We start from the raw sequence: 21946 nt of genomic DNA, 5'->3' as shown, positions 1-21946 counted from the left end.
CGCCAGTATTTCTCGCCATTCCCATGACTTAAATTGCCTGGCTTGCACTTTTGCGGTTTTTTTCAATCTGTTGGTCTAACCAGCTGACCATATCTTTTAGAAACGTTTCATTTCCTTCTCCATCAAAGGGGCGATGTTTTGCTCCTGCGTACTCAAGCAGTTGTTTATCCTTTGATGAAACTTGATTAAAAAAGTTACCAAGCTTCGTTGGAGGTGTAATTTTATCATTGAGTCCGTATTGTAGTAAAAAGGGTAGATTTAAAGCGTATGCCTGATTTAATATCCGGGATACCGCTTGAAGTAACCCGCGTCCTAAACCAGGTGTAATGATATTGTGACGTAACAGATCCGAATAATATTTGGCTGCCACCGCTGAATTTTTCTTCATTATTCGAAAATGGGTAGACTTATTAATGCTGAAGTCAGGTTTAAGCTTGCCTATTAAAGATATCCCAAGGCGCTCAATCGGGCTGACTTCGTAAGAGATGGCAGGGGCAATTGCAACAATCCCTGAAATATCAGAACTGTAATGTAAAGCATAATCAAGGGTAATGACACCACCAAGACTATGTCCCACAATATACACTGGAAGTCTCGGCTGCCTTTTCGAAACAAGTTTTTGAAATTCGTGTAAGTCTCCTCGAAATTCATCCCAACTTTGTATATATCCTCTATTTCCAGAGCTTTTTCCATGACCGCGCAAATCGAATGCATAAACGATATATCCGCCTAGGACCAAGCTTGCGCTTATATTTTCTAGACCTCCACTGTGATCCCCGTGTCCATGCACAAGAATAACTGCCGCTTTTGGAGACTTCATGGGTTCAATCACTCGATAAAATAGTTCTGCTCCATCTACACCAGTAAATATTCCTTCTGCTTTCATTATCTGTACTCCACTCCTGCTGCGGTTTTTCATCATAATTAAAAGGATTCCTGTAAATAGGAACGAGTAAGTTCTTTTGAATAATAGCACTATTTTATCATAAAAAGGATTCCTAACAGGGAAGAAATAGTAAAATGGCTTCAAACATTTTTATTCTTCAAGGGAAAGTTGGACATATTATCCGTAAGAGGTGATAATGTGGCTGACAAAAAGAAACCTTCCCAAGACATAGAAAACTACCGTGAATTAGATCAAAAAAATAATGATCGACATAGTGAGAATGCTCGTGCTGCAGCGGCTATTGAACTAGAAACCCCAAGGATTAATACAGATAATCTTTAAATCTTCTGACATACAGGAATACCAAACGAGCTCTACAGCGATAATCGCTTGGATTTAAAAGAGCTACATACAAGGTTGATGAAAGACAAATCAGGAGAGATTTGTCCTTCATCACCTGGATGATAGACAAATTCGTGAGATTTACCCTTTAATATTTTTCTAGTATTTTACAATTAATATGATAAAATATCCAAAGACTATCAACTTATGGATATCTGGCGAATAGCGTACGGGAGGGGAAATGGATTGTATGGAATTTAGAGGTGCAAGCGTTTATGACCAAGAGGATTTTTTTTCAAATTATATGAAGAGAAGGAGTCGAAAGGATAGCCCCAACAATGCAATCGAAAATCCTATCATTTATGAACTCATTGGTGACTATCAAAATAAAAGTATATTAGACCTGGGATGTGGTGATGCTTCGTTTGGAAAGGAGTTACTTAATCAAGGTGCAGCGTATTACACAGGAATCGAAGGCTCACGACAAATGGTAACATCTGCAAAGCTTAAGCTAGCAAATGGAAATGGCACAATTCATCACGAGACAATGGAGTCATACAGTTACCCAACAGAAAAATTTGAGATTGTTACTTCTCGTTTTGCCATACACTATGTCTCAGATGTTCATTTACTGTTCCAGAATGTGCATAAAACCTTAAAGGATAATGGTAGATTTGTGTTTAGTGTTCAACATCCCCTTACTACTTCTTCATTTATAAGCAAACAAACAGGAGATAAGCGTGGAAACTGGATAGTTGATGACTACTTTCTTGAAGGGGAAAGAAAAGAGCCTTGGATTGAACAGATAGTGGTAAAATACCATCGAACAATTGAGCATTATTTTAAGACTCTTACTAAATCTGGTTTCTCAGTAGTTGATTTACGGGAAGGAACACCGAAACGAGAACATTTTACGAATGATGAAGAGTTCGAAAGAAGACTTAGAATTCCAGTCGTATTGGCTTTTTCTTGTAAAAAGTAAACATTTAATTGTAAATAAAAAACGCATGGGGAACCCCTGAAAAAAATCATTAAAAGAGCAACTGAATCGCTCGGTTGCTTCTTTTTCTTTAAAAATATGAAAAATACACTGTTTATTTTTTAACCGCTAAAACAACATCTGCATAAAACTCTCCATCTAATACCACTTCATAACGCCACAAGCCGCTTTTTGGAACTGCAAAGGTAACAGTGAAGCGTTCTAAAGTGGAATAGCCTGTTGACGGCTCTTTAATTGTTTCTGGTGAAAATCCTGTAATTTTTTCTCCTGTTTCTTTATGGTAAGCATAAATAGCTAATTCTTTCCCTTTAAACGTCTCAAAAGGTGCCGTGAAATTAAATAGGTATCCATATGGTTTTCCTGCTGAAAGAGATGGGTCTGGGGCAACTAACAATAATACTTTTCCATCCTTTGCATATTTATCTCTAATTTCGTTACTTTCTTTACTCCTTGAACTCCAAAAATCTTTCGTACGAATTAACATTCCTTCAATTTTGTGCTCTTCCGTTAAATTCGCTTGCCCAGTTACAATCCCAGCTTCTGATTTTTCACTGCCTTCTTTTTGGAACTGTAATTCTACTGAAAAATTATAAACGCTATCCTTTGCATCTACTTTTTCATATTCAATGTTTTTTATCTTAAAATTGTAATAATCACTATTCGGTTGGATCATTACTAACGAACCGTAGCTATTAACGAAATCCGTATAGGACGTTTCATTTGCAAAATAATCTTTAAATAGCTTTTGTTCATATTGATTTAAGGCTTCGAATTTTTTGCCACTTTCACTATTCAATATTTGTTTCATTTCATCACTTGGACCTGTAAGGCTATTCTGTAATACAGCTTCAATGGTCTTTATATTTTCATCTTGAGTTTTCGTTTCCTTTTTTTCGGTACATCCCACTACCATTAATAGAAGTAAAATAAAGAAAGCGGTTGCGAAAAATTTGCTCATTCTTATTTTCAAGTAAATCTCCCCCTTGAATTAATGATATCACAAAATTTCCCATAAATTACTCTACCCAATAACCGAACCCGTTAAGTTTAAATGTAATATCCCAACACTTTCATAACGAACGGTTTCCATTCTGTTTATTGTTCTATTGCTTTGTTCAATTCTTTTTACAACCAACTAAATTCTCCCAGTCCTCAAATGACAACTTTTCCGTAATATGCTTTAATTCATTTGGTACTTTAACAAAACACATCAATTCTAAGCTATTTCCATCTGGGTCATTAAAGTAAACCGAAGCATTTCCTTGATTTGGCCTTACAAAGGGCTCAATCGATGTTCTTCTTCCAAAAGGTTTAGGTTCAACTTGGATGGATTCAAGCCATTTTACAGACACTTTTAAATCCTCATATGTGACTCGAAAAGCAATATGTCTTAAAGAAGGGTGGTATCGAGTTTGGTACTCCTTTCCTTCCCACAATCCTAACCAGCTTTTACCTTCTTCTATCCAGAAGAATACAGTGTCTTCATCACGCCAAGCTAACTTCAAACCTAATTTTCGATAAAATTCAATTGAAACTTCTAAATTTTTTACAGGTAAATGTGCTTCATATAGCCCCTTTATCATTTCTCCCCATCCCTTTGTTTGTAGAATTTAACGGTATTTTTTTGAAACTTCAAATTCAGTAATTGGCATAGTCATCTAAGCTAGTCCAATTACTAAAACAAGTGGGATATTTCACAAATTATTAAATAATAGTTAATTCTAGAAATTCATCAACTTCCATAAAACCAAACTTCTTATAGACTGGTCTACCCATTTTTGAAGCCCCAAGCCATATTTTTGAAATACCTGAAATCTTAACTTCATCCACTAATTTAGTTAACAGCTTTGTTGCGATTCCTTGCCCACGATAATTTTCATTCGTATACATATTTGCAATATAAGCCCTTTTTCCAGTCTTATTGGTGTAACTAGGTGGAAATTCATAAAAAATCACTGCACCACAACCAATAATTTCTTCATTTTCTTCCACCAGCCATTGAATTAAAGTACCATCGCTTAGTTTATTTTTAAAGAAAACATATAGTTCCCTATTAATATCTATATTAGGTTCTATCCCCTCATCAACTAATTGCTTTTTTCTTAACTCTACCAATTTATCAATATCATCAATATTTGCTTTACGATATTTCAACTTTTTCCAACTCCTTTAAAATCACAACTGACCAGCCCGGTAGTAAAAAATCTCTACCCATTGTAGAAACCTACCCGTTTAAAATTCCTAAAAGTTAAAGTATCTTTTTCCCGAAAATAATCAAATCTCTCTTAATTCCATCTAATTTAGCGACTTCCGGCAAATGCGCCCACTTCTCAAAACCAAAACTTGAAAATAGTCTAATACTGGGCTCATTATGTGCAAAGATGAATCCAAGTATGGTATCAATATTAAACTTAGGACATTCCTCTATAACTTTGTTTAAAGTCATTTTTGCGAGTCCCTTTCCTCTATAATCTTCATGAAGATAAATACTTATTTCGGCAGTTGCATTATAAGCTGGTCTTCCGTAGAAAGATTGAAGACTTACCCAACCACAAATTTTCCCTCCATACTCTATAACCCACAAAGGTCTTTTGTAAGGGTTATGTTCATTAAACCAATCTAACCGATCGTTTATAGAAACAGGTTCAGTATCAGCAGTTACCATTCTACTTGGAATATTCGAATTATAAATATCCACAATAATTGGTAAATCTTCAACACTTGCATCTTTAAATGTAATATTCTCCAAAAAAATAGCTCCTTTTACTAATTGTGCTTTGTTAAACTTTGCTGTTGATGTTATTTATTTTTGTGCAGAACATTCTAATTATACAAAAAAACTTACTCAAAGAGTAAGCTCAACCTCTATAAACACTACACATGTATTTGGTTTTGGTTCATAAAAACAATGTTCTTTAAATTGACCAGAGTTAGGTTGAACGTACCATGTTGGAGGATATGGAGCGTGTAGATAATAAATAAGAATGCTTAATTTTTACTTGAAATGAAAACAATTTTGACCCCAATAGTTCTTTGCATTTTATTGGATAGTTATTCCCTTCAAATTTTGAACTTATATGCGCTTAAGATAACTACCATCAGTCCAAAACCAAATAAAATACCTCCCGCTACTAAAAAGTTATTGATATAGCCTTTAAGAATGATCTGGTAAATACCTGTATCTGCCCCACCACGACTAATTAACCAAGAGTCTGCAAATGATGTCCCATAGTTAACACTTGAAAAAATCATTACAAGTCCTCCGATGATGAATATAAGACCCACAATAATTAAACTGATTAATTTTTCTTTTGGCATTATGCTCCTCCCCTCTATAATTCAAATTCACCATAATAATCCAACGAGAATATACATTAACGCTACCTTTTTTGGTAATTCATCAATATAAAAAAAGACCACCGCAGCGATCACTTATCTTTTCCTATTGTATCCGATAGCTCAATAGCAATAAATTACAACTCACTATTTCTCCCAAAGCTCGATCAGTCGACCTTCAGGATCTTCAATCCAAATAAACGTACCATACTCACTAACCTCTTTTTCCTTAACAAGAGGTACACCAATTTGTTCAAGATGCTTAATCATCTCGGTTAGATTATCTACTTGAAAATTCAACATCACTTGCTGTTCTGTTGGAAAATAGCTGTCATCTTCAGTAAAGAATGAAAAGATAGTCTCATTTTCTGAGTGGGGTTTGATCATAGCTCCATTCCAATTTTCCATTTCAATCATCAACACATCACTGTACCATTTTTTCACAACATCAAGATTCTTAGTTCTCCAAAATATTCCACCGAAACCCTTTATCATCGTAACTAACTCCTGTCTATCTTAAAATTTTTAGTTTTTTCGATTACATTAGATATTCGAGATATACTGTTAAGTTCCTTCTTTCAACTATACTGCCACGCTAGCAATACGAACAGTCCTTGGCACTGTTCGTAATTTTAGTGTTACGTTATCTTTTTTCAACCGCCATACGTATGTTTGAGATGACTCCGAGGAACAATATTAACGAACAAACCATTTTTTCAAAAGGTGTTCCAACCAATTGTTGTATAAACCCTATAGACCACAGTAAGACAAAAAACCAGCATATAACGGTTATTCCCCTTTTGTATGTATATAGTATTTTTCTGCCAACAATCAGCGTAAATACGCCTCCAATAATAGAAATAATGATATTGATAATAGATATAGGCAGCTGTGTTGCGTAGGATTCAGAGCGTCCGCCATTTACCCATGTGAATGGAATAATGCCGCTAATAATTAGAACATGGATCGAGATTGTCAAAAAGTAAAAAATATTCCCCATAAATACAGCAGTTTTCATATTAATTTTTCTCAATTTCTCGATTATAAAATCACCTCATTTCTACCTTATTATCATTTTATTTAATCTACTAAAGTACTATTCCTATATTTATAGCTAAAACAAAGATACAGAGAAAACAACCTAGATAGTGGACATATTTGATTAATTCTGGTATTTCATAGATGCTAATTCTTCACAGAAAAAAGAGTGCAAATTCATCTACAATTTGGCACTCATTTATATTAACAATATTAATGTTTGCGATTGGTAACGGACACCGTTACCATAATCAGTTTTTTTACCTGGTATGATTTTTAAAGAATCTTTGAACCATTTTAGTAAATCCAACTGTTGATTTGCCGTTCTGGAGATTGTCCCGATATTGCCTCATCTGTGTGACAAAGTCACGTTTGCTTGAAATATAGACATTTTGGACATTTGGATCTGCTTCTCTTACCTGTTGAACCATTTGATCTTCAACAAATGGGCTAATTTCACCATGAAAATCTTCATCCATCTCGACCGCTACATATGCATTTCTATTCGAAACAATAATATTGGCTTGTTTTACTTCAGGTAGATTCGTAACTTTATCCTCTGCCTCATTTTCTATGTGCAAGCCCGAATGAGTATGATTGGGAGTATTTGTTGAAGTGTTCGTAAGGTTAAGATTGGGATTGCCTAAACTATTTCCTATATTTATTCCGCCAGAATTCCGGTTATTTACCTCTCCATGCTGATCAGTTTCCCTGCCTTCTTCTTTCATATTGCATCCAGTCACCAAAGTACCAATCAATAAGCAGGTAACAATTCGTTTTATCGCCTTCATCTATATTCCTCCTAAAATGAGTTCAAGCTTACAATTGCCTTTAACGCCATTTTTTATGTAAAGATTTGGAGGAATTTTTTATCATTTTAATAGCTAATTTGACTATATGACGATACCACCGACCATTCTATGTTTAAAAAATGAATATCTTCTCACAAGGTTTGTATGTCAAGCATGTCGAAGTTGTTTGGCATACAAACAAAAATATCCTGTTTTAATTTAAAAAGTGGTATAGTAAAGAAAAGTATTTTTACTATTTCAAAAATATAATTATTTAATGTTTTGACATGGATCAGTTTAGAATGATTTAATTGTGTTTAAAACTGAACCTAGTATTATGAATGAGGTGTGAAGCATGAGTCAAGAAATTTCATTTATTCAAAGAGAAGTTTTAAAGGAAAAACCCGCAACAGAATCCTTAGGTTTCGGAAAGTATTACACCGATTACATGTTTGTAATGGATTATCATAGCGAACACGGCTGGTATAATCCGCGAATAACTCCTTATGAGCCATTAACCCTTGAACCATCAGCAATGGTTTTTCATTATGGACAGGCGATCTTTGAAGGTATGAAGGCATATCGGACCGCAGATGGAACAGCCCAGCTCTTCCGTCCAGAAAAAAACATGAAGCGTTTTAATGATACCTGTGACAGAATGTGTATTCCTCAAATTGATGAGAGCTTTTTATTGGGAGCCATCAAACAATTAATTTTTACAGAAAAGGATTGGATTCCTGAGGGTGTTGGGACATCTCTTTATATTCGCCCGTTTATCATTGCTACGGAAGCCTATCTTGGTGTGCGTCCTGCGAAGGAATATAAATTGCTCGTCATTCTATCGCCGTCAGGTGCGTATTATGGCAGCCAATTAAATCCTGTTAAAATATATGTGGAAGAGCAGTATGTCCGGGCAGTCATTGGCGGAGTTGGCCATGTGAAGAACGCGGGCAACTATGGCGCCAGCTTGAAGGCACAAGAAAAGGCCGATAAACTCGGCTATGCTCAAATCCTTTGGCTTGATGCGAAAGAAAATAAGTTTGTTGAAGAAGTTGGCAGCATGAATATTTTCTTTAAAATAAATGGTGAGGTGGTTACACCAAAGCTAAATGGCAGTATTTTACCTGGTGTGACCCGTGACTCTGTTATCCAATTATTAAAGCATTGGGATATTCCTGTACGCGAAGAAAAGATCTCGATTGAAGAGGTATTTGCGGCACATGAGCGTGGTGAACTTGAGGAAGTTTTCGGGGCAGGAACCGCTGCCGTTATTTCACCCGTTGGCGAATTAACGTGGAACGACAAAACCATCGTTATCAACGATAATCAAATCGGACACCTCTCTCAGGACATTTATGATGAAATGACTGGAATCCAACTTGGAAAAAAAGAAGACCCATTTAACTGGACAGTGAAGGTTGCCCAGGTGGAAGTCTAACCTATTGGTGAAGCACTTCATTTTCTGAACGATTACGAACCGATCCTAATATAAAAATGAGTGTCAAAGTGTACTTACATTTGACACTCATTTTTTGTTTTAGGCTGTGTTAATACTCTTAAACTTCAACCAAACTTTCATTTATTAAATTAACGATTTTTGTTGAATAGGTTAATAAAGAAATTTTTCTACTAAAACCTTTATTCTCAAATGGGATTGCGATTAAATCTTGATCTAGACTTCTTATCATCATTTCAGGAAGAATTGTAACCCCCACCCCATTCTTGACAAGTTTTAAAATTAAATCATTTTGGCCAACTTCCATCGTCTTTTTTACTACAATCTCTTCTTGGCTTAAATATTTTTCTAACGATTTCCGAATGTCGCAAGGAAATGTAGGCAAAATCAAATTTTGTTCCGTTAGTAGTTCGGATGAAATTGAATGAACTTGTGAAATTTCACTAGAGGCAAGTGCAATTAGAAAGTATGGTTCATTTAGAAATGTATAGACATAATCATTTTCTTTAACATCCTGCCCAAATCCAATATCAATTTTTTTCGCTAGTAATAAGCTTTCAATCTCCTGACTCGTTGCCACAACCTGAATCGTTACTTTATATTCTAAGGAACTTAACTTTTGAACGATTTCTGGTAAAAGGATACTAGCAATACTAGGTAAGGCTGCAATTTTTATGGTGTTATTCACTTCTTTGTTTGTAAATCTTTGTTTTAAATTCAAAACCTTTCTTACTATCATTTCGGCTTCTGTTAGAAAAATTTCCCCATCCCGAGTTAAGATAACTCCGCTTTTATTTCTTTCAAACAAAGTAGTACCTAATTCATCCTCTAATAATTTTAACTGCTTCGTTAAGGCTGGCTGCGAAATATGGAGTGATTTAGATGCTTTATTGATACTTTTCATTTCGGCAATTTTTTTTACGTAATTCATTTGCTGAAGATTCAATTTTATCCCCCTCTTATAACTACAGATTATAACATTATGACAAGTATGTATTATCTAATAATATGAAAAAGTCATAAAATTAGTGGAAGGCTCTACTAGATTAGAATATCTAAGAGCTTTAAAAAGGGAGATGTTATTTTGAAAAATTTTTCGATTACACTGCAGGATATAATCCAATCGCATCAGAAGATTCAACCTTATATTCACCACACACCTTTAGAGTATAATGAAGTGTTTAGTCAGTTATATAAAACGGATATCTATTTAAAATTAGAAAACCTTCAAGTAACGGGAAGCTTTAAAGCAAGAGGGTCTCTCAACAAGCTGCTAACATTAGAGGAAATCGAGCGTCAACGTGGTGTCATTGCTCCTTCTGCAGGTAATCATGGAATCGGCTTAGCCTATGCAGCTAAGAAATTAAATGTACCCGCTCATGTTTATTTACCTAAAAACGCTGACCAAAGTAAAATTCAAGCTTTAAAGAATTATGGTGCGCAATTGTCCTTTTTTGAAACAATAGAGGATGCTAGGATTGCCGCTGTAAGTACAGCACATGAAACAGGAAAAACGTTCCTTTCTGCATACAATGATCCAGCGGTCATTTCAGCCGGTGGCACTGTTGCTTTAGAGATTATAGAAGATTTAGCAGACGTCGATCTAGTGATAACTTGCTTGGGAGGCGGGGGACTTACATCTGGTATCTGTTTAGCCTTAAAATCTATTAATCCAAAAATTAAAGTTTGGGCTGTAGAGCCTAAAAACAGTCCTTCCCTAGCTACTTGGCATGATCAAGGAAAGGTTACAAGTGTTGAATTAAAAAGTTCAATCGCTGAGGGCCTAAGCGGTCCGATTGATCCTGAAACGATTACTTTTCCAATTATTCATCACTATATTGATAGAATTTTAACCGTGTCAGAAGAAGAAATTGTAGCGGCAATGAGGCTAATGTTACAATCCCAATACATTGTTGAACCTTCAGGAGCGGCAGGAATTGCGGCGTTAAGTCAATGTGGTGATGAAATAAAGGGGTTGAAAATAGCAATCGTAGTTACAGGTAGAAATATTTCATGGTCTCGATTTATATCTATCATTGGGGAAAGCAATTAAAACACAATTTTTGTCGACTTTTTTGTGTAATATTTTTTATCCTTCATGAATATATTTATTCTAAACCAAAATTTCACACAGAAAGGGGAATCTGTCTTATGGATGTCTGCATTTCTTGTGGAACAGAATTATCAATCATGGAGAGAAACAGATGTGAGTGCTGGGAGTGCAGGGATACGACAACGGAAGCCTATACAGAAGACGAGTAACCTGCGAAGTAAACAATTTAGCATTGTAGTGAAAATTTTAATAACTTCATACTATGAAGAGACACCCTATCCATTTGGATTTGGTGTCTCTTCTTTTTTAAAATTATTCGTTCACCCATGAAAGTCCGAGTGTTCCTACACCTGTATGAACACCGGCTACTGTTATCAGCATAAATAATTCTGTTTTTATTGTTGGGAATGTGTCGTTTACTAGTTGTTGTAGAACCTCTGCCTTATTTCGATCGTTGGCATGAACAATCGCCACCTTCTGAACCTTTTTTGTATCAAGGTCAGTCTTTAAATGATCCACCAGCCAAGCAAATGCTTTCTTTTCGGTTCGAACTTTATCTTTAATCTTTGCTGCTCCTCCATCCTCAATGGATAGAATCGGCTTGATATTAAATAGCGATGCAAGTATTTTTTGACCTCCAGACACCCTGCCGCTTTTGTGAAGCTGGTCCAGGTTGGATGGAACCAAAAATAATCTAGTTTGGTCACGCATGTTGTTCAGTTGTGAAACAACATCGCTAACCTCATGTCCCTGTTCTACTAGTTCCATCCCTTTTTTCACTAAATAGGATAAGGGGTAAGAACCTGTTTGGGAATCAATCGCAAATAATTTAAATTCAGCCATTTCTGCTGCCATGACAGAGGTTTGATACGTGCCGGTTAAAGTGCTAGAAGCGTGAATGGCAATACCAAAGTCATAGTCTGCTTTTAACCGTTCATAAAGTTCGACGATTTCACCAACATTCGGTTGGGAGGACTGGAATTTTCCTTCTTCGTTTTTCATTCGTTCATAGAAAACTTCTGGTGTTATATCAATCGTTTCTTTGTAAAATGTATCATTAATGACTACGTGCAGGGGAATCACATGTATATCGTTTTTTTCAATAAATTCTTTACTGAGCGAAGCTGTCGTGTCGGTAATCCAGGCAATTCTTGGCTTGTTCATATAATCCTCTTCCTTCATCCAAATTCTCAATCTTTATATAGTTAATATCTTAATATAGTAGTAATTGTAACTAGTTAAACTTTACGAAAATGAATACGTTGTCACAAGTTATATTTGTCATGTATGAAAAAATATTCATACATAGGATGGACTTAAACGTCACAATTTTGCCATAATAAATAATGACCATAATATGGATGAAACAATGATACTATTTTCAACGTCTTAGTACATAGGGGATTTTTTGATAGAAAGGATTTTTATGTTGAAAATAAAATTAAGAGCATTCATTCCATTTTTTCTGGTTTTAATTGTTTTATTCATTTTTCTCAACCAATCGGAGATTACCCTCTTTAAGGGTTTGAATACGAGACAAGAAGTTTCATTGCCAACCGAACTCCATCCAACCGTGAGGGAACGGTCCGACCAATTAATTCAACAAGCAGCTGCGAAAGGAATTGTGATTATGATTACGGATGATTTTCGGAGTACTGAAGATCAGGACCTGCTTTATGAGAAGGGTCGCACTGCGGAAGGAAATATTGTCACCCATGCGAAAGGCGGAGAATCCTATCATAACTTTGGATTGGCTGTGGATTTTGCGATAAAGACCCCGAATGATGATGTCATTTGGGATATGCAGTATGATGGGAATAAGAATGGAAAAGGTGATTGGAACGAAGTGGTGGAATTGGCAAAATCACTGGGCTTTGCATGGGGCGGCGACTGGAGCCAATTTAAAGACTACCCCCACCTGCAAATGGACTTCGGTTTGACCCTTGCAGACCTACAGAATGGCAAAAGACCTGCAGGTACCTCTTTAACAGCCGATACCAATGAAGTAAAATAAACCATGTAGCCACGCCGGGGTGTTCGAGTGTCTGAGTGTCCACCTGGGGTGGAAAGTGTCCACGGGCGGTGAACACCTTTTAGGTGTCACCTTGGTGACAGGCACCGTCGAATCACCTCCGAATTAAATACAATTGATGGGATGAAGAAATGAAAACTGAAGTAAGTTTAAAGGTGAAATCAAAATTCGTTACAAAATTTAAGAATGGTTATCCGCTTATTACAAAGGACTCCATTATAAATGCTAATGCCCTCGATGAGGAAGGTAGTACGATAAAGCTTGTTGATGAACAAAACAACTTTATTGCCAAAGGTTATTATGGGAAGCAAAATAAGGGACTCGGCTGGGTGCTTACCAGCAATGAAAAAGAGCAGTTTAATCCAAGTTTTTTTGCAAAGACCTTAAAGGCTGCCTTCGGACTGAGAGATTCTTTTTATCAGAGTTCTGAAACCACAGCCTTTCGGGTGTTTAACGGTGAGGGCGATGGAATCGGTGGATTAACGATCGATTATTTTGCTGGTTATTACTTGATTACCTGGTACAGTAAAGGCATCTATCATTTCAGGGAGTTCATCATAGACTCCTTGAAGGAACTGGTGGAGTATAAAGCCATTTATCAGAAAAAGCGGTTTGATGAAAGTGGTAAATATATTGAAGAGGATGACTTCGTCGCAGGAGACCGTGGAGAATTTCCTATCCTTGTGAAAGAAAATGGTGTCAATATCGCCGTTTATTTAAACGACAGTGCCATGGTCGGTGTCTTCTTAGATCAAAGGAATGTTAGAAAAACGTTACGGGATGTATATTCTAAAGGGAAACAGGTATTAAATACCTTCTCTTATACCGGTGTGTTTTCCGTATTTGCTGCCTTAGGAGGCGCGGTGAAAACAACCAGTGTTGACCTGGCAAATCGAAGCAAAAGTAAAACGATTGAACAATTCCGTGTGAATGAAATTGATGATAGTGCTCAAGCTATCATTGTGGAAGATGTTTTTAACTACTTCAAATATGCAGTGAAAAAGAGTTTATTGTTTGATGTGGTCATTCTCGATCCTCCTAGCTTTGCCAGATCAAAGAAGTTTGTCTTTAGTGCCGAAAAAGATTATAAAAACCTGTTAAAGGAAGCAATATCGATAACCGAGGACAATGGAACCATCCTAGCCTCAACCAATGCCAGTTCCTTTGGTATGGATAAATTTAAAGGATTCATTGATACAGCCTTTAAAGAATCAAATAAGCGCTATAAAATAATAGAGGAATTTTCACTTCCTGAAGACTTCAGAACCAACAAACATTACCCAGAATCCAATTACCTAAAAGTAGTCTTCATCAAAAAAATGAAATAAAAAGTAGCTAACTGTCCACCTAGGGTGGAAAGTGTCCACGGGCGGTGACAGGCACCATTAACGCCACCGTCTTTTGAACCGTCTTACACTTGTATTAGAATGAATTTTCTGTTATATTTATTTATAATTAAATATTTTCTTGCTTCATTATTTTTGAAGTGAGGATAGAGGCGCAAAGACCATTAGTACGCAGTTTGAGGATAGTGAGGTCCTGGGATGATTGTGGAAAGGGGAATTTGCCGAAGCGGATAGATTCTCATTTGTCTAGACCGCTGGTTCTGCTATTGAAGAAATACAGAACTGTCATATAGGAAACTATATGGAGGGCTATCTTACGCAATGGAACGGTTTATACTTATGTTTCTACTGCAGCAGCGACCCTCGTTGCTGCTTTTTCGCGTTTATTATTGATTGGTCTGATCCACCTCTAACTTTTCAAAAAAATTATAAAAAGGGTGAGTTTGATGAATTTTGGCCAAGTATTAACAGCTATGGTAACACCATTTGATCAGCATGAAGAGGTTGATTACAACGCAACAAGAGAACTAGTAAATTACTTAATTGCGAATGGTACGGATGGATTAGTCGTTGCAGGAACAACGGGAGAGTCTCCAACATTAACTTCCGAGGAAAAAGTATCGTTATTTAAATTTGTCGTCGACGTTGTAGCAGGCAGAGTCCCTGTTATTGCTGGAACTGGTTCAAATAACACGAGAGTGTCTATTAGTTTGACGAAACAGGCTGAAGCTGCAGGCGTTGATGGAATTATGCTTGTAACTCCATACTATAATAAGCCCTCTCAAGAAGGACTTTATCAGCACTTTAAAGCCATTGCTGAAGCCACCTCCTTACCGGTTATGCTTTATAATATTCCTGGGCGCAGCGCCGTAAACATGTCTGTTGAGACCACTGTCCGCCTTTCTGAAATTAGGAATATTGTGGCTTTAAAAGAAGCTAGCGGTGATTTGGATGCAGCGGCGGAAATCATCAGCCACACACCAGCAGATTTCACTTTGTATAGCGGTGATGATGGCTTAACCTTACCTATTTTATCCATAGGTGGTGCTGGAGTTGTATCCGTTTCCTCTCATATCATCGGGAATGAAATGCAGGAAATGGTTACATTATTTAAAAATGGACGTGTACAAGAAGCTGCTGCTTTACATCGTAGGCTGCTTCCCCTAATGAAAGCTTTATTTGCAACACCAAACCCTACTTCTGTCAAAGCTGCACTTAATATGCAGGGGATTCAAGTAGGAGAAGCCCGCTTACCATTGGTTTCTTTAAATGATGAAGAAAAGTCAGCGCTGCAAACTGTTCTTGAGGCTGTAAAAGCGAAACAGTCTGTATAATTTGAAGTCAACGCACCTGTCTATTTTAGGTCATAAATCCAAAAAAATTTATGATATAATTTTGAAAATAGATTAGGGGGAGTAGAATTGTTTTCGTTTATAGTAGATGAAGAAATATCAATCGAAATATTACAACAACATCACAAAGAAGAATTATTTGAACTAATTGATACAAATCGTGAACATCTTAGAAAATGGTTATTATGGGTGGATAAGAGAAAATCAGCGGATGACTTTGAACCTATAATCCCTATATGGATAAGAAATTACGCAGACAACAATGGTTTTGATGCAGGAATTAGATATAATGGTAAATTAGTAGGTATGATCGGACTTCATTATATAGATTGGAAAAATAGCTCAACGAGTATCGGTTATTTTCTATCCGAAGAAGCTCAGGGTCAAGGTATCATCACGAGGTCTGTAACAGCATTATTGAACCATCTGTTTGACACATTGAAAATCAATAGAGTAAAAATTCAATGTGCCGTGAATAATCATAAGAGTATAGCTATTCCTGAGAGATTGGGATTTGTTAAAGAAGGTATTAAGAGAGATGGTCAATGGCTAAATGAACATTATGAAGATTTGGTTACATATAGCTTATTATCAAAGGATTGGAACAACAAATAGAAAAAGCTCGTCAATTGACGAGTTTTTTCTATTTGTTGTTTGTGATAGGTAAAAATCCGCACCTATTTTCTGCCATTTACATATGAATTAGCGATAGATTCAAATGTCTTTGTAAACAAATTCTCGATTTTTCACAAAGTCATTCTTCTTATAAAAGTTCTTTGCTATTTCGTTATTGAACCAATAGTCTAATTCAACTTTGTTTATACCCCTTGCTATTGCAATATGAGTAATTTCATCCATCAACCTAGAACCGTAACTTTTTTTTCTTTGGTTTTCTGAGATGCTTATTTGATGCACATATACCGATTTATACGCTTTTTTAAAGGCATTTTCAGGAAAATCCCTAAATTCAATCCAAGCATATCCTATCGGTTGGTCACCGTCCTTCAACAAAAGGAAAGTGAATTCTTCTTTATCAATAATTTTTTGAAAAAAGGTCTTAATTTCTTCAAAATTATATTCTTTAAAAGAATCAGGATATAGATTTGCGTGTAAATCGTGAACGTATTTGTTCAATTTAGCGATTAATTCAAAATCGTTCGTATGACTAATTTTCATCTACCATCCCCCCCTTTGTAAAAGTATTCCTACAATTAATACTAACATAAAATAGACATCTACCCGATGGCCCTCATCAACACTACAAATAACACAAAATAGACTTTTCTATCCAATACGAAAATACAGTTTTCGGACTAAGACTTTCATAGGTTTTCATTTTTAAATACATATCTTTTCCATCAGAAACATCATGCCATAGGTCCGTAAACACAAAATCATATTTCCCCTTAGGCATTTGTGTTCGTGCATATTCAAAAGCATCTGCTTTGATAATCTTAATCTTTCCAGCATTTTTGAATTGCGGTACTATGTATTTTTTAAATAAATCAATCACATCTCCATTGGTATCAACAACGGTGATGCTGTTAACCTCATCTTTTTCTGAAATCATATAGGCATAATAGCCAAGCCCGAGCCCAAACGTCAGTACATGACCAAAAGCTTGATCAACAGCTTCTTTCATTGTTTCTATTTCATTCGGCGTAATGGTCATCCAGATTCTATTATTTTCTAAGATTGCAGGGAACATAAATTCACTCTCAAAAAAACCGATTTGTGGAATTTGTCTTCCGGCTTTTGTTTGAATAATATCGTTGCAGACGAAGCCTTCAAAAGGTTTATATCTTTCATATTTTAGTTCGCTTTTGCCGATTTTTATCGTAGGAATGTTAATATTTTTATAATAGGGATTGTTAGCATATTCACTTGCATCAAGTTTATGGATCATCTTTTTAAAATAATTATTGAACAAGTCCTTATCTTCATCAATATCCACAATATCGAGTCCAAATGCAGCAGCTAATATGACCATAAAGGCATATTCATAGGAAACGCCACCTTGAACAATTTCCTCAATTTCTTCTTTGGTAATAAAGTCAGGTGAATGATTTAAGTACTTGCTTAATAAGGCAAATACTTTGTAGTTATCTTCTTTTATTTTTTCAGCTAATTCATAATTGCGTTCCATATTCTCACCTGATTTTATTGTATTTTATCTATTTTTTTTACTATATCACTATATGGGCCTTACAAACCTTCGTTTTGTCCTAGCAGGTATGAAATAATATCTTCATTCGTCCTTTGAAGGGATTCATGATTATCATTTCGGTTCGTGTTTAAGACAAAATAATAAGTCTGGCTATTGTCTTCATACATGTTATATCGAAGCAGGTCTGTTTCATCTGCTAATTTACTTAGTATTTGTTCATAGAATTGGCTTTGCATAATCGGATCTGCTGTACCCAAGTGGAATATTCCTTTAAGCTTCTTTTCAAGAATAAACCGCAGCTGACTTGCTAGGTCGACGTCTAAAAGATTATTCCATACTATATTGCTGTAGACATCTATACTTTCATTATTTTTAATACATTCATTAATTTCGTTCCATCTTCGAGAATTTTTACCCCATATTGCTGGAATACGGAGAATGATTGCCCGGTCAGCTAAGACTTCTTTTAACCTATTTTCACATTCAATTTTATACTTTCCATAGTCCGATTCGGCAATAGGTGTATCTGTTTCTGTGTGGGGTTTTGATAAATCCCCATCGAATACATTCGTTGTAGAAAAGAAATAAAGACTACTTTTAGTATTTTGTAATACCTCAGCCAACTTCTCATGAAACTTAAGCTGTTGGTCAAAATCCCCTCTAAGGCAAGATATTACAATATCAGGTTGAATAAAAGATACTAGTTCAACTAGTTTATTAATTTCTTGGACTTTCAACTGGAATTGCTTATCATCGGGTAGACTTGTTATTAACGAAGAAGCATACGTTCCGTACACATCATACCCCTCTTTTAATTCATTGATTAACGCTTTTCCAACAAGTCCGCTGCCCCCAAGAATAAGTATCTTCTCCATTATTATTCCCCCATTCACTATACTTTTGCTACTAATCTTAGAAACACCCAGTACATTTGCTTAAATTTCCTCCAATTTGTCTATCATAATGGATAAATTGAATATCTTCACCAATTGCCTAACGTCCTGCATAAGTTCAGCACTAAGTAAATATTATAAAATAAGTATCCTAAAAAAGGAGTTGTTCGAATGGTAATCTATAATAAAATCGCTCTATTCTTTGTTATATTATTTTCTGTCGTCATGATTTTAAATACTTATTTAGGAGAAACGGAACGGGCTCAATCAAATGTTATTTACTTATTAATGAATGGATTTGCCTATATTGTATCGGCTATCGACGTTGAAAAAAGAAACGTTGAGCTATCAAAGGCCTAATATTTTTTACTATCTTAAGTTAATCAAGCGTTTGATTAGTATGTTTTTTACTCAATAAAAACCTGTAACACCAGGGCTTCAACATATTCAATCAAACGTTTGATTTGTCCCAGATTTCGGCTTTTTTCTTTAAACCCATTGCACGTGAAACAATAAATTTCCTCATATATCTCTCTAAAAACAACTTATCAATTAAAACTCCAATTGGACCGAACCGAGACTTATATTGAAAATGGTCCAACATAGATGTTCCACCTTCTTCTTCGATAAATTGATGGATATGAATGAACGACTTGAATGCTCCTTTTACCATTACATCTACAAAACTATGCGGTTTTTCCATAAATATCACTTTTGCTGTTAATCTTTGTTTAATCCCAAAGTGTACAGCCTCCCAGGTAACACTGTCACCTTCCTCCAAAAGCCCTGTTGTAACTCCTCCAACAGCTCTTTCCTTTGTTTTAAATGCCGTTTGTGTATGAACATCGACATCTCTGGCTAAGTCAAAACAAATTTCAATTGGCGCCTTTATATGTTGTTTGTGCTCAATAATAGGCATATCTAAGATTTCCACCTTACATTAATATCTGTTCCAACTGACTATATACTCCGTTTGCTCATTCGGAAGCTTTAATATAGGCTCTTCTACTGTCCAACCGCCTTCAATATTTAACTCCCTACAGGCCAATTCAAACTGACACATCGCTATGCCCATATCCAATAGCTGCATGTCGTAGCCTAATTTTGAGCTATAATTCGGCGTATGCTCTATGTAAAAATGACAAACCTTACGATCTTGAGATACTACAAGTCTCCAAGGCTGTTTATTTGATGCAGAAGGTCCAAGTCTAACCATTTCAATTGGTATTTCAAAGAGATCTGCTTGTTCCTTCGTTAAGATATTCTCGAATGTTCCGTCAAAAAAAAGCTTTTCCCAAGGCTTCTTATTGTCCGCCTTTACAACGTATCGAAGAGCCTTATCGAAAACACGCTGTTTTTGATTTGGGTAGCCAATGGGAGTAATACAGGGGATGAATTCTCCTACCCCAAGCTGAATTTCCTGTTCAAAAGAATTTCGGCTAAAGGTCCCTCCCATCCAGCATGTACCTATCCCCAACTCGGTTAAAAATAAAACCAGTTTATGAAAGACATATGCAAACTCAACTAGTGTGTATTTACTATTTTCCGTGACACCAACCAAATATCCTTGTGGATTTTTAATAAATCCATATGTACCAAGCTTTATTCCTTTATCACTTACATTATTAGTTACTTGAATCAACTCAATTTTCCCTTTATTTCCAAAGGGTCCAATTAAGTTCTCTTCCATGGTTATGTAATCTCTTATTGTTTTAAAATCGATTTCTGTAATGTTTTGAGTATCAAATGATCTAACCGATTGGCGTTTCTTCATGGTTTCAATGAGACTCATGTTGACCCTCCTTTTCTTAGTTTCGAAAATGTTGTACTGTATCTTACTTATATTGTAACCACACAGGCAAAAAATGCCTAGAAGAAGCTAAACGTTCCCTATATTCAAGTATATTGATAACTGTGGTAACGTTTAGCCAGTATTCGTTCCCTTTAATCCAGAAAAAGCAATAAAGAGGGCACGATTAAAGATTATTCGTTCCCTTTAACTTAAATACGTGGGAAATTTGGTAACGAATAGAGATTTATCGTAACCTGCTCCTAAAAATACTAAGGATTACATATTGAATATGCTCATCTTAATAAAACCAAAAAAAGAGTGATTACTATTATTAGCAATCACTCTTTTGAAATATTATGGGCCTAAATGGACTCGAACCATCGACCTCACGCTTATCAGGCGTGCGCTCTAACCAGCTGAGCTATAGGCCCTAATGGAGCGGGTGATGAGAATCGAACTCACAACATCAGCTTGGAAGGCTGAGGTTTTACCACTAAACTACACCCGCGTAAAAGTAAAAATGGCTGGGCTAGCTGGATTTGAACCAACGCATGTCGCAGTCAAAGTGCGATGCCTTACCGCTTGGCTATAGCCCAATATGTAAAATTAAATGGGGCGGCTGATGGGAATCGAACCCACGAATGCCTGAACCACAATCAGGTGCGTTAACCACTTCGCCACAACCGCCAAAACAATATAGTTGAGGTTTAACACCGATTAAACCTAGAAATTTAATTGGTTGCGGGGACAGGATTTGAACCTGCGACCTTCGGGTTATGAGCCCGACGAGCTACCAGACTGCTCCACCCCGCGACAGTAAAAAGTAATGCAATTTTTTCCATGCCCATAGTTTCTATGGACTGTATCAATCTCAGTAAGCATATGCAAGCAGCAGCTCGATTGATACAACTCGCAGCTATTTCTGTGAAGGAACGCTCGTTGCTCCACCCCGCGATAATATAAAAGAAACTATTTTGCTTATGCCCTTAGTTTGTAAGGACTGTATCAATCTCACTCCGTGATAAAATCATGGTGGAGGATGACGGGATCGAACCGCCGACCCTCTGCTTGTAAGGCAGATGCTCTCCCAGCTGAGCTAATCCTCCATGGAGTTGTTGTTTTCATTTTTAAAAAAAAACGTTGGTGACCCCTACGGGACTCGAACCCGTGTTACCTCCGTGAAAGGGAGGTGTCTTAACCGCTTGACCAAGGGGCCATTTTAAAAAAAAGGAAAATAAAAGCCCCAAAGGGGCTATGCCTGGCAACGTCCTACTCTCACAGGGACAAAGTCCCAACTACCATCGGCGCAAAGAAGCTTAACTTCCGTGTTCGGTATGGGAACGGGTGTGACCTTCTTGCCATAGTTACCAGACTATTTTTTTGAGGTTCATTCCCTCAAAACTAGATAATCAGAAGAAGTTTGTAAAACAGAGTTTGCCTTTAAAAAAATTGGTTAAGTCCT

The 21946-nt window shown here is 36.2% G+C and carries 26 protein-coding genes, 7 tRNA genes, 1 rRNA gene, 1 pseudogene and 1 riboswitch; of the genes and pseudogenes, 10 read left to right on the top strand and 25 right to left on the bottom strand.

The annotated features are described in order from the left end of the window. Positions 1-28: 28 nt before the first annotated feature. Complete coding sequence (locus tag V7124_RS19265; protein ID WP_335492294.1) at positions 29-886, bottom strand: alpha/beta hydrolase; 858 nt, start codon at positions 884-886, stop codon at positions 29-31. A 198-nt stretch (positions 887-1084) separates the two neighbouring features. Between V7124_RS19265 and V7124_RS19260 the strand changes: the two genes are divergently transcribed. Continuing rightward, positions 1085-1228 (top strand): hypothetical protein, encoded by a 144-nt coding sequence (locus tag V7124_RS19260; protein ID WP_335411388.1) that lies wholly within the window; start codon positions 1085-1087, stop codon positions 1226-1228. Positions 1229-1478: 250 nt separating this feature from the next. Continuing rightward, complete coding sequence (locus tag V7124_RS19255) at positions 1479-2210, top strand: class I SAM-dependent methyltransferase (RefSeq protein WP_335492288.1); 732 nt, start codon at positions 1479-1481, stop codon at positions 2208-2210. A gap of 112 nt (positions 2211-2322) precedes the next feature. On the opposite strand, the gene V7124_RS19250 is transcribed toward V7124_RS19255, so the two are convergent. The 9 genes and pseudogenes from V7124_RS19250 to V7124_RS19210 all read right to left on the bottom strand — a co-directional run bounded on the left by V7124_RS19250 (position 2323) and on the right by V7124_RS19210 (position 7393). Then, positions 2323-3198, bottom strand: a complete 876-nt coding sequence (locus V7124_RS19250; protein ID WP_335492285.1) for a hypothetical protein — start codon at positions 3196-3198, stop codon at positions 2323-2325. A gap of 145 nt (positions 3199-3343) precedes the next feature. Beyond that, positions 3344-3811 carry a VOC family protein gene (locus V7124_RS19245; protein WP_335411381.1) on the bottom strand — a complete coding sequence of 156 codons (468 nt, stop codon included), beginning with the start codon at positions 3809-3811 and terminating at the stop codon, positions 3344-3346. A gap of 121 nt (positions 3812-3932) precedes the next feature. Beyond that, on the bottom strand, positions 3933-4382 hold the full coding sequence (locus V7124_RS19240) for a GNAT family N-acetyltransferase (RefSeq protein ID WP_335411380.1): 450 nt from the start codon (positions 4380-4382) through the stop codon (positions 3933-3935). A gap of 94 nt (positions 4383-4476) precedes the next feature. After that, a complete protein-coding gene (locus V7124_RS19235; RefSeq protein ID WP_335492282.1) occupies positions 4477-4977 on the bottom strand; it encodes a GNAT family N-acetyltransferase in 501 nt (166 codons plus the stop codon). A 109-nt stretch (positions 4978-5086) separates the two neighbouring features. After that, a pseudogene (locus tag V7124_RS19230) lies at positions 5087-5193 on the bottom strand (cell wall hydrolase); the annotation flags it as partial. 95 nt (positions 5194-5288) lie between these two features. Then, a complete protein-coding gene (locus V7124_RS19225) occupies positions 5289-5546 on the bottom strand; it encodes a hypothetical protein (protein WP_335411378.1) in 258 nt (85 codons plus the stop codon). 165 nt (positions 5547-5711) lie between these two features. Then, positions 5712-6059: a VOC family protein gene (locus tag V7124_RS19220; RefSeq protein WP_335411376.1), complete on the bottom strand. Its 348-nt coding sequence runs from the start codon at positions 6057-6059 to the stop codon at positions 5712-5714. A gap of 148 nt (positions 6060-6207) precedes the next feature. After that, complete coding sequence (locus tag V7124_RS19215) at positions 6208-6582, bottom strand: hypothetical protein (RefSeq protein ID WP_335492279.1); 375 nt, start codon at positions 6580-6582, stop codon at positions 6208-6210. A 280-nt stretch (positions 6583-6862) separates the two neighbouring features. Continuing rightward, entirely contained in the window at positions 6863-7393 is a 531-nt protein-coding gene (locus V7124_RS19210) for a YhcN/YlaJ family sporulation lipoprotein (protein ID WP_335492277.1), read from the bottom strand. 355 nt (positions 7394-7748) lie between these two features. On the opposite strand from V7124_RS19210, the gene V7124_RS19205 reads away from it, so the two are divergent. Next, on the top strand, positions 7749-8831 hold the full coding sequence (locus V7124_RS19205; protein ID WP_335492275.1) for a branched-chain amino acid aminotransferase: 1083 nt from the start codon (positions 7749-7751) through the stop codon (positions 8829-8831). 118 nt (positions 8832-8949) lie between these two features. On the opposite strand, the gene V7124_RS19200 is transcribed toward V7124_RS19205, so the two are convergent. Then, the gene (locus V7124_RS19200; protein ID WP_335492272.1) at positions 8950-9795 is read right to left on the bottom strand and encodes a LysR family transcriptional regulator; all 846 of its coding nucleotides are present in this window, start codon (positions 9793-9795) and stop codon (positions 8950-8952) included. 138 nt (positions 9796-9933) lie between these two features. On the opposite strand from V7124_RS19200, the gene V7124_RS19195 reads away from it, so the two are divergent. Continuing rightward, entirely contained in the window at positions 9934-10902 is a 969-nt protein-coding gene (locus V7124_RS19195) for a threonine ammonia-lyase (protein ID WP_335492268.1), read from the top strand. A gap of 102 nt (positions 10903-11004) precedes the next feature. Further along, positions 11005-11232 (top strand): hypothetical protein, encoded by a 228-nt coding sequence (locus V7124_RS19190; RefSeq protein ID WP_335492265.1) that lies wholly within the window; start codon positions 11005-11007, stop codon positions 11230-11232. On the opposite strand, the gene V7124_RS19185 is transcribed toward V7124_RS19190, so the two are convergent. Continuing rightward, positions 11215-12066: a DegV family protein gene (locus V7124_RS19185; protein ID WP_335492263.1), complete on the bottom strand. Its 852-nt coding sequence runs from the start codon at positions 12064-12066 to the stop codon at positions 11215-11217. The genes V7124_RS19190 and V7124_RS19185 overlap by 18 nt on opposite strands. Before the next feature lie 262 nt (positions 12067-12328). On the opposite strand from V7124_RS19185, the gene V7124_RS19180 reads away from it, so the two are divergent. The 4 genes from V7124_RS19180 (at position 12329) to V7124_RS19165 (ending at position 16247) form a co-directional block, all read left to right on the top strand. Continuing rightward, positions 12329-12916, top strand: coding sequence for a M15 family metallopeptidase (locus V7124_RS19180; RefSeq protein ID WP_335492259.1), 588 nt, complete (start codon positions 12329-12331; stop codon positions 12914-12916). A 149-nt stretch (positions 12917-13065) separates the two neighbouring features. Next, on the top strand, positions 13066-14262 hold the full coding sequence (locus V7124_RS19175; protein WP_335492257.1) for a class I SAM-dependent rRNA methyltransferase: 1197 nt from the start codon (positions 13066-13068) through the stop codon (positions 14260-14262). A 157-nt stretch (positions 14263-14419) separates the two neighbouring features. Next, positions 14420-14600, top strand: a riboswitch (Lysine riboswitch). A 126-nt stretch (positions 14601-14726) separates the two neighbouring features. After that, positions 14727-15614 carry a 4-hydroxy-tetrahydrodipicolinate synthase gene (gene dapA, locus V7124_RS19170; RefSeq protein WP_335492255.1) on the top strand — a complete coding sequence of 296 codons (888 nt, stop codon included), beginning with the start codon at positions 14727-14729 and terminating at the stop codon, positions 15612-15614. Between the two features lie 87 nt (positions 15615-15701). Further along, a complete protein-coding gene (locus V7124_RS19165) occupies positions 15702-16247 on the top strand; it encodes a GNAT family N-acetyltransferase (RefSeq protein ID WP_335411356.1) in 546 nt (181 codons plus the stop codon). Positions 16248-16346: 99 nt separating this feature from the next. Here V7124_RS19165 and V7124_RS19160 read toward each other — a convergent pair whose 3' ends face one another. The 3 genes from V7124_RS19160 to V7124_RS19150 form a co-directional block, all read right to left on the bottom strand. After that, complete coding sequence (locus tag V7124_RS19160) at positions 16347-16808, bottom strand: GNAT family N-acetyltransferase (RefSeq protein WP_335411355.1); 462 nt, start codon at positions 16806-16808, stop codon at positions 16347-16349. A gap of 82 nt (positions 16809-16890) precedes the next feature. Then, positions 16891-17778 carry a hypothetical protein gene (locus tag V7124_RS19155; protein WP_335492252.1) on the bottom strand — a complete coding sequence of 296 codons (888 nt, stop codon included), beginning with the start codon at positions 17776-17778 and terminating at the stop codon, positions 16891-16893. Positions 17779-17837: 59 nt separating this feature from the next. Next, entirely contained in the window at positions 17838-18674 is an 837-nt protein-coding gene (locus V7124_RS19150) for a sugar nucleotide-binding protein (protein WP_335492249.1), read from the bottom strand. Positions 18675-18863: 189 nt separating this feature from the next. On the opposite strand from V7124_RS19150, the gene V7124_RS19145 reads away from it, so the two are divergent. Continuing rightward, positions 18864-19052, top strand: a complete 189-nt coding sequence (locus V7124_RS19145; RefSeq protein ID WP_335492246.1) for a hypothetical protein — start codon at positions 18864-18866, stop codon at positions 19050-19052. 91 nt (positions 19053-19143) lie between these two features. On the opposite strand, the gene V7124_RS19140 is transcribed toward V7124_RS19145, so the two are convergent. The 10 genes from V7124_RS19140 to rrf all read right to left on the bottom strand — a co-directional run bounded on the left by V7124_RS19140 (position 19144) and on the right by rrf (position 21856). Beyond that, positions 19144-19611: an SRPBCC family protein gene (locus tag V7124_RS19140; protein WP_335492299.1), complete on the bottom strand. Its 468-nt coding sequence runs from the start codon at positions 19609-19611 to the stop codon at positions 19144-19146. 21 nt (positions 19612-19632) lie between these two features. Then, positions 19633-20484, bottom strand: coding sequence for a nitroreductase family protein (locus V7124_RS19135; RefSeq protein WP_335492242.1), 852 nt, complete (start codon positions 20482-20484; stop codon positions 19633-19635). A 357-nt stretch (positions 20485-20841) separates the two neighbouring features. Continuing rightward, positions 20842-20915 (bottom strand) — tRNA-Ile (locus tag V7124_RS19130). Between the two features lie 3 nt (positions 20916-20918). Next, positions 20919-20992, bottom strand: a tRNA-Gly gene (locus V7124_RS19125). A gap of 13 nt (positions 20993-21005) precedes the next feature. Next, positions 21006-21080: transfer RNA gene (locus tag V7124_RS19120), tRNA-Gln, on the bottom strand. Positions 21081-21095: 15 nt separating this feature from the next. Beyond that, positions 21096-21171 (bottom strand) — tRNA-His (locus V7124_RS19115). A gap of 49 nt (positions 21172-21220) precedes the next feature. Further along, a tRNA-Met gene (locus tag V7124_RS19110) sits at positions 21221-21297 on the bottom strand. Between the two features lie 217 nt (positions 21298-21514). Next, positions 21515-21590, bottom strand: a tRNA-Val gene (locus V7124_RS19105). 35 nt (positions 21591-21625) lie between these two features. Continuing rightward, a tRNA-Glu gene (locus tag V7124_RS19100) sits at positions 21626-21700 on the bottom strand. A 40-nt stretch (positions 21701-21740) separates the two neighbouring features. Beyond that, positions 21741-21856 (bottom strand): 5S ribosomal RNA (gene rrf, locus V7124_RS19095). Positions 21857-21946: the final 90 nt, after the last annotated feature.

The sequence above is a fragment of the Neobacillus niacini genome (genome assembly GCF_036961885.1).
Classification (GTDB): domain Bacteria; phylum Bacillota; class Bacilli; order Bacillales; family Cytobacillaceae; genus Neobacillus; species Neobacillus niacini_H.
This window is presented reverse-complemented; position numbering and strand designations above follow the sequence as displayed.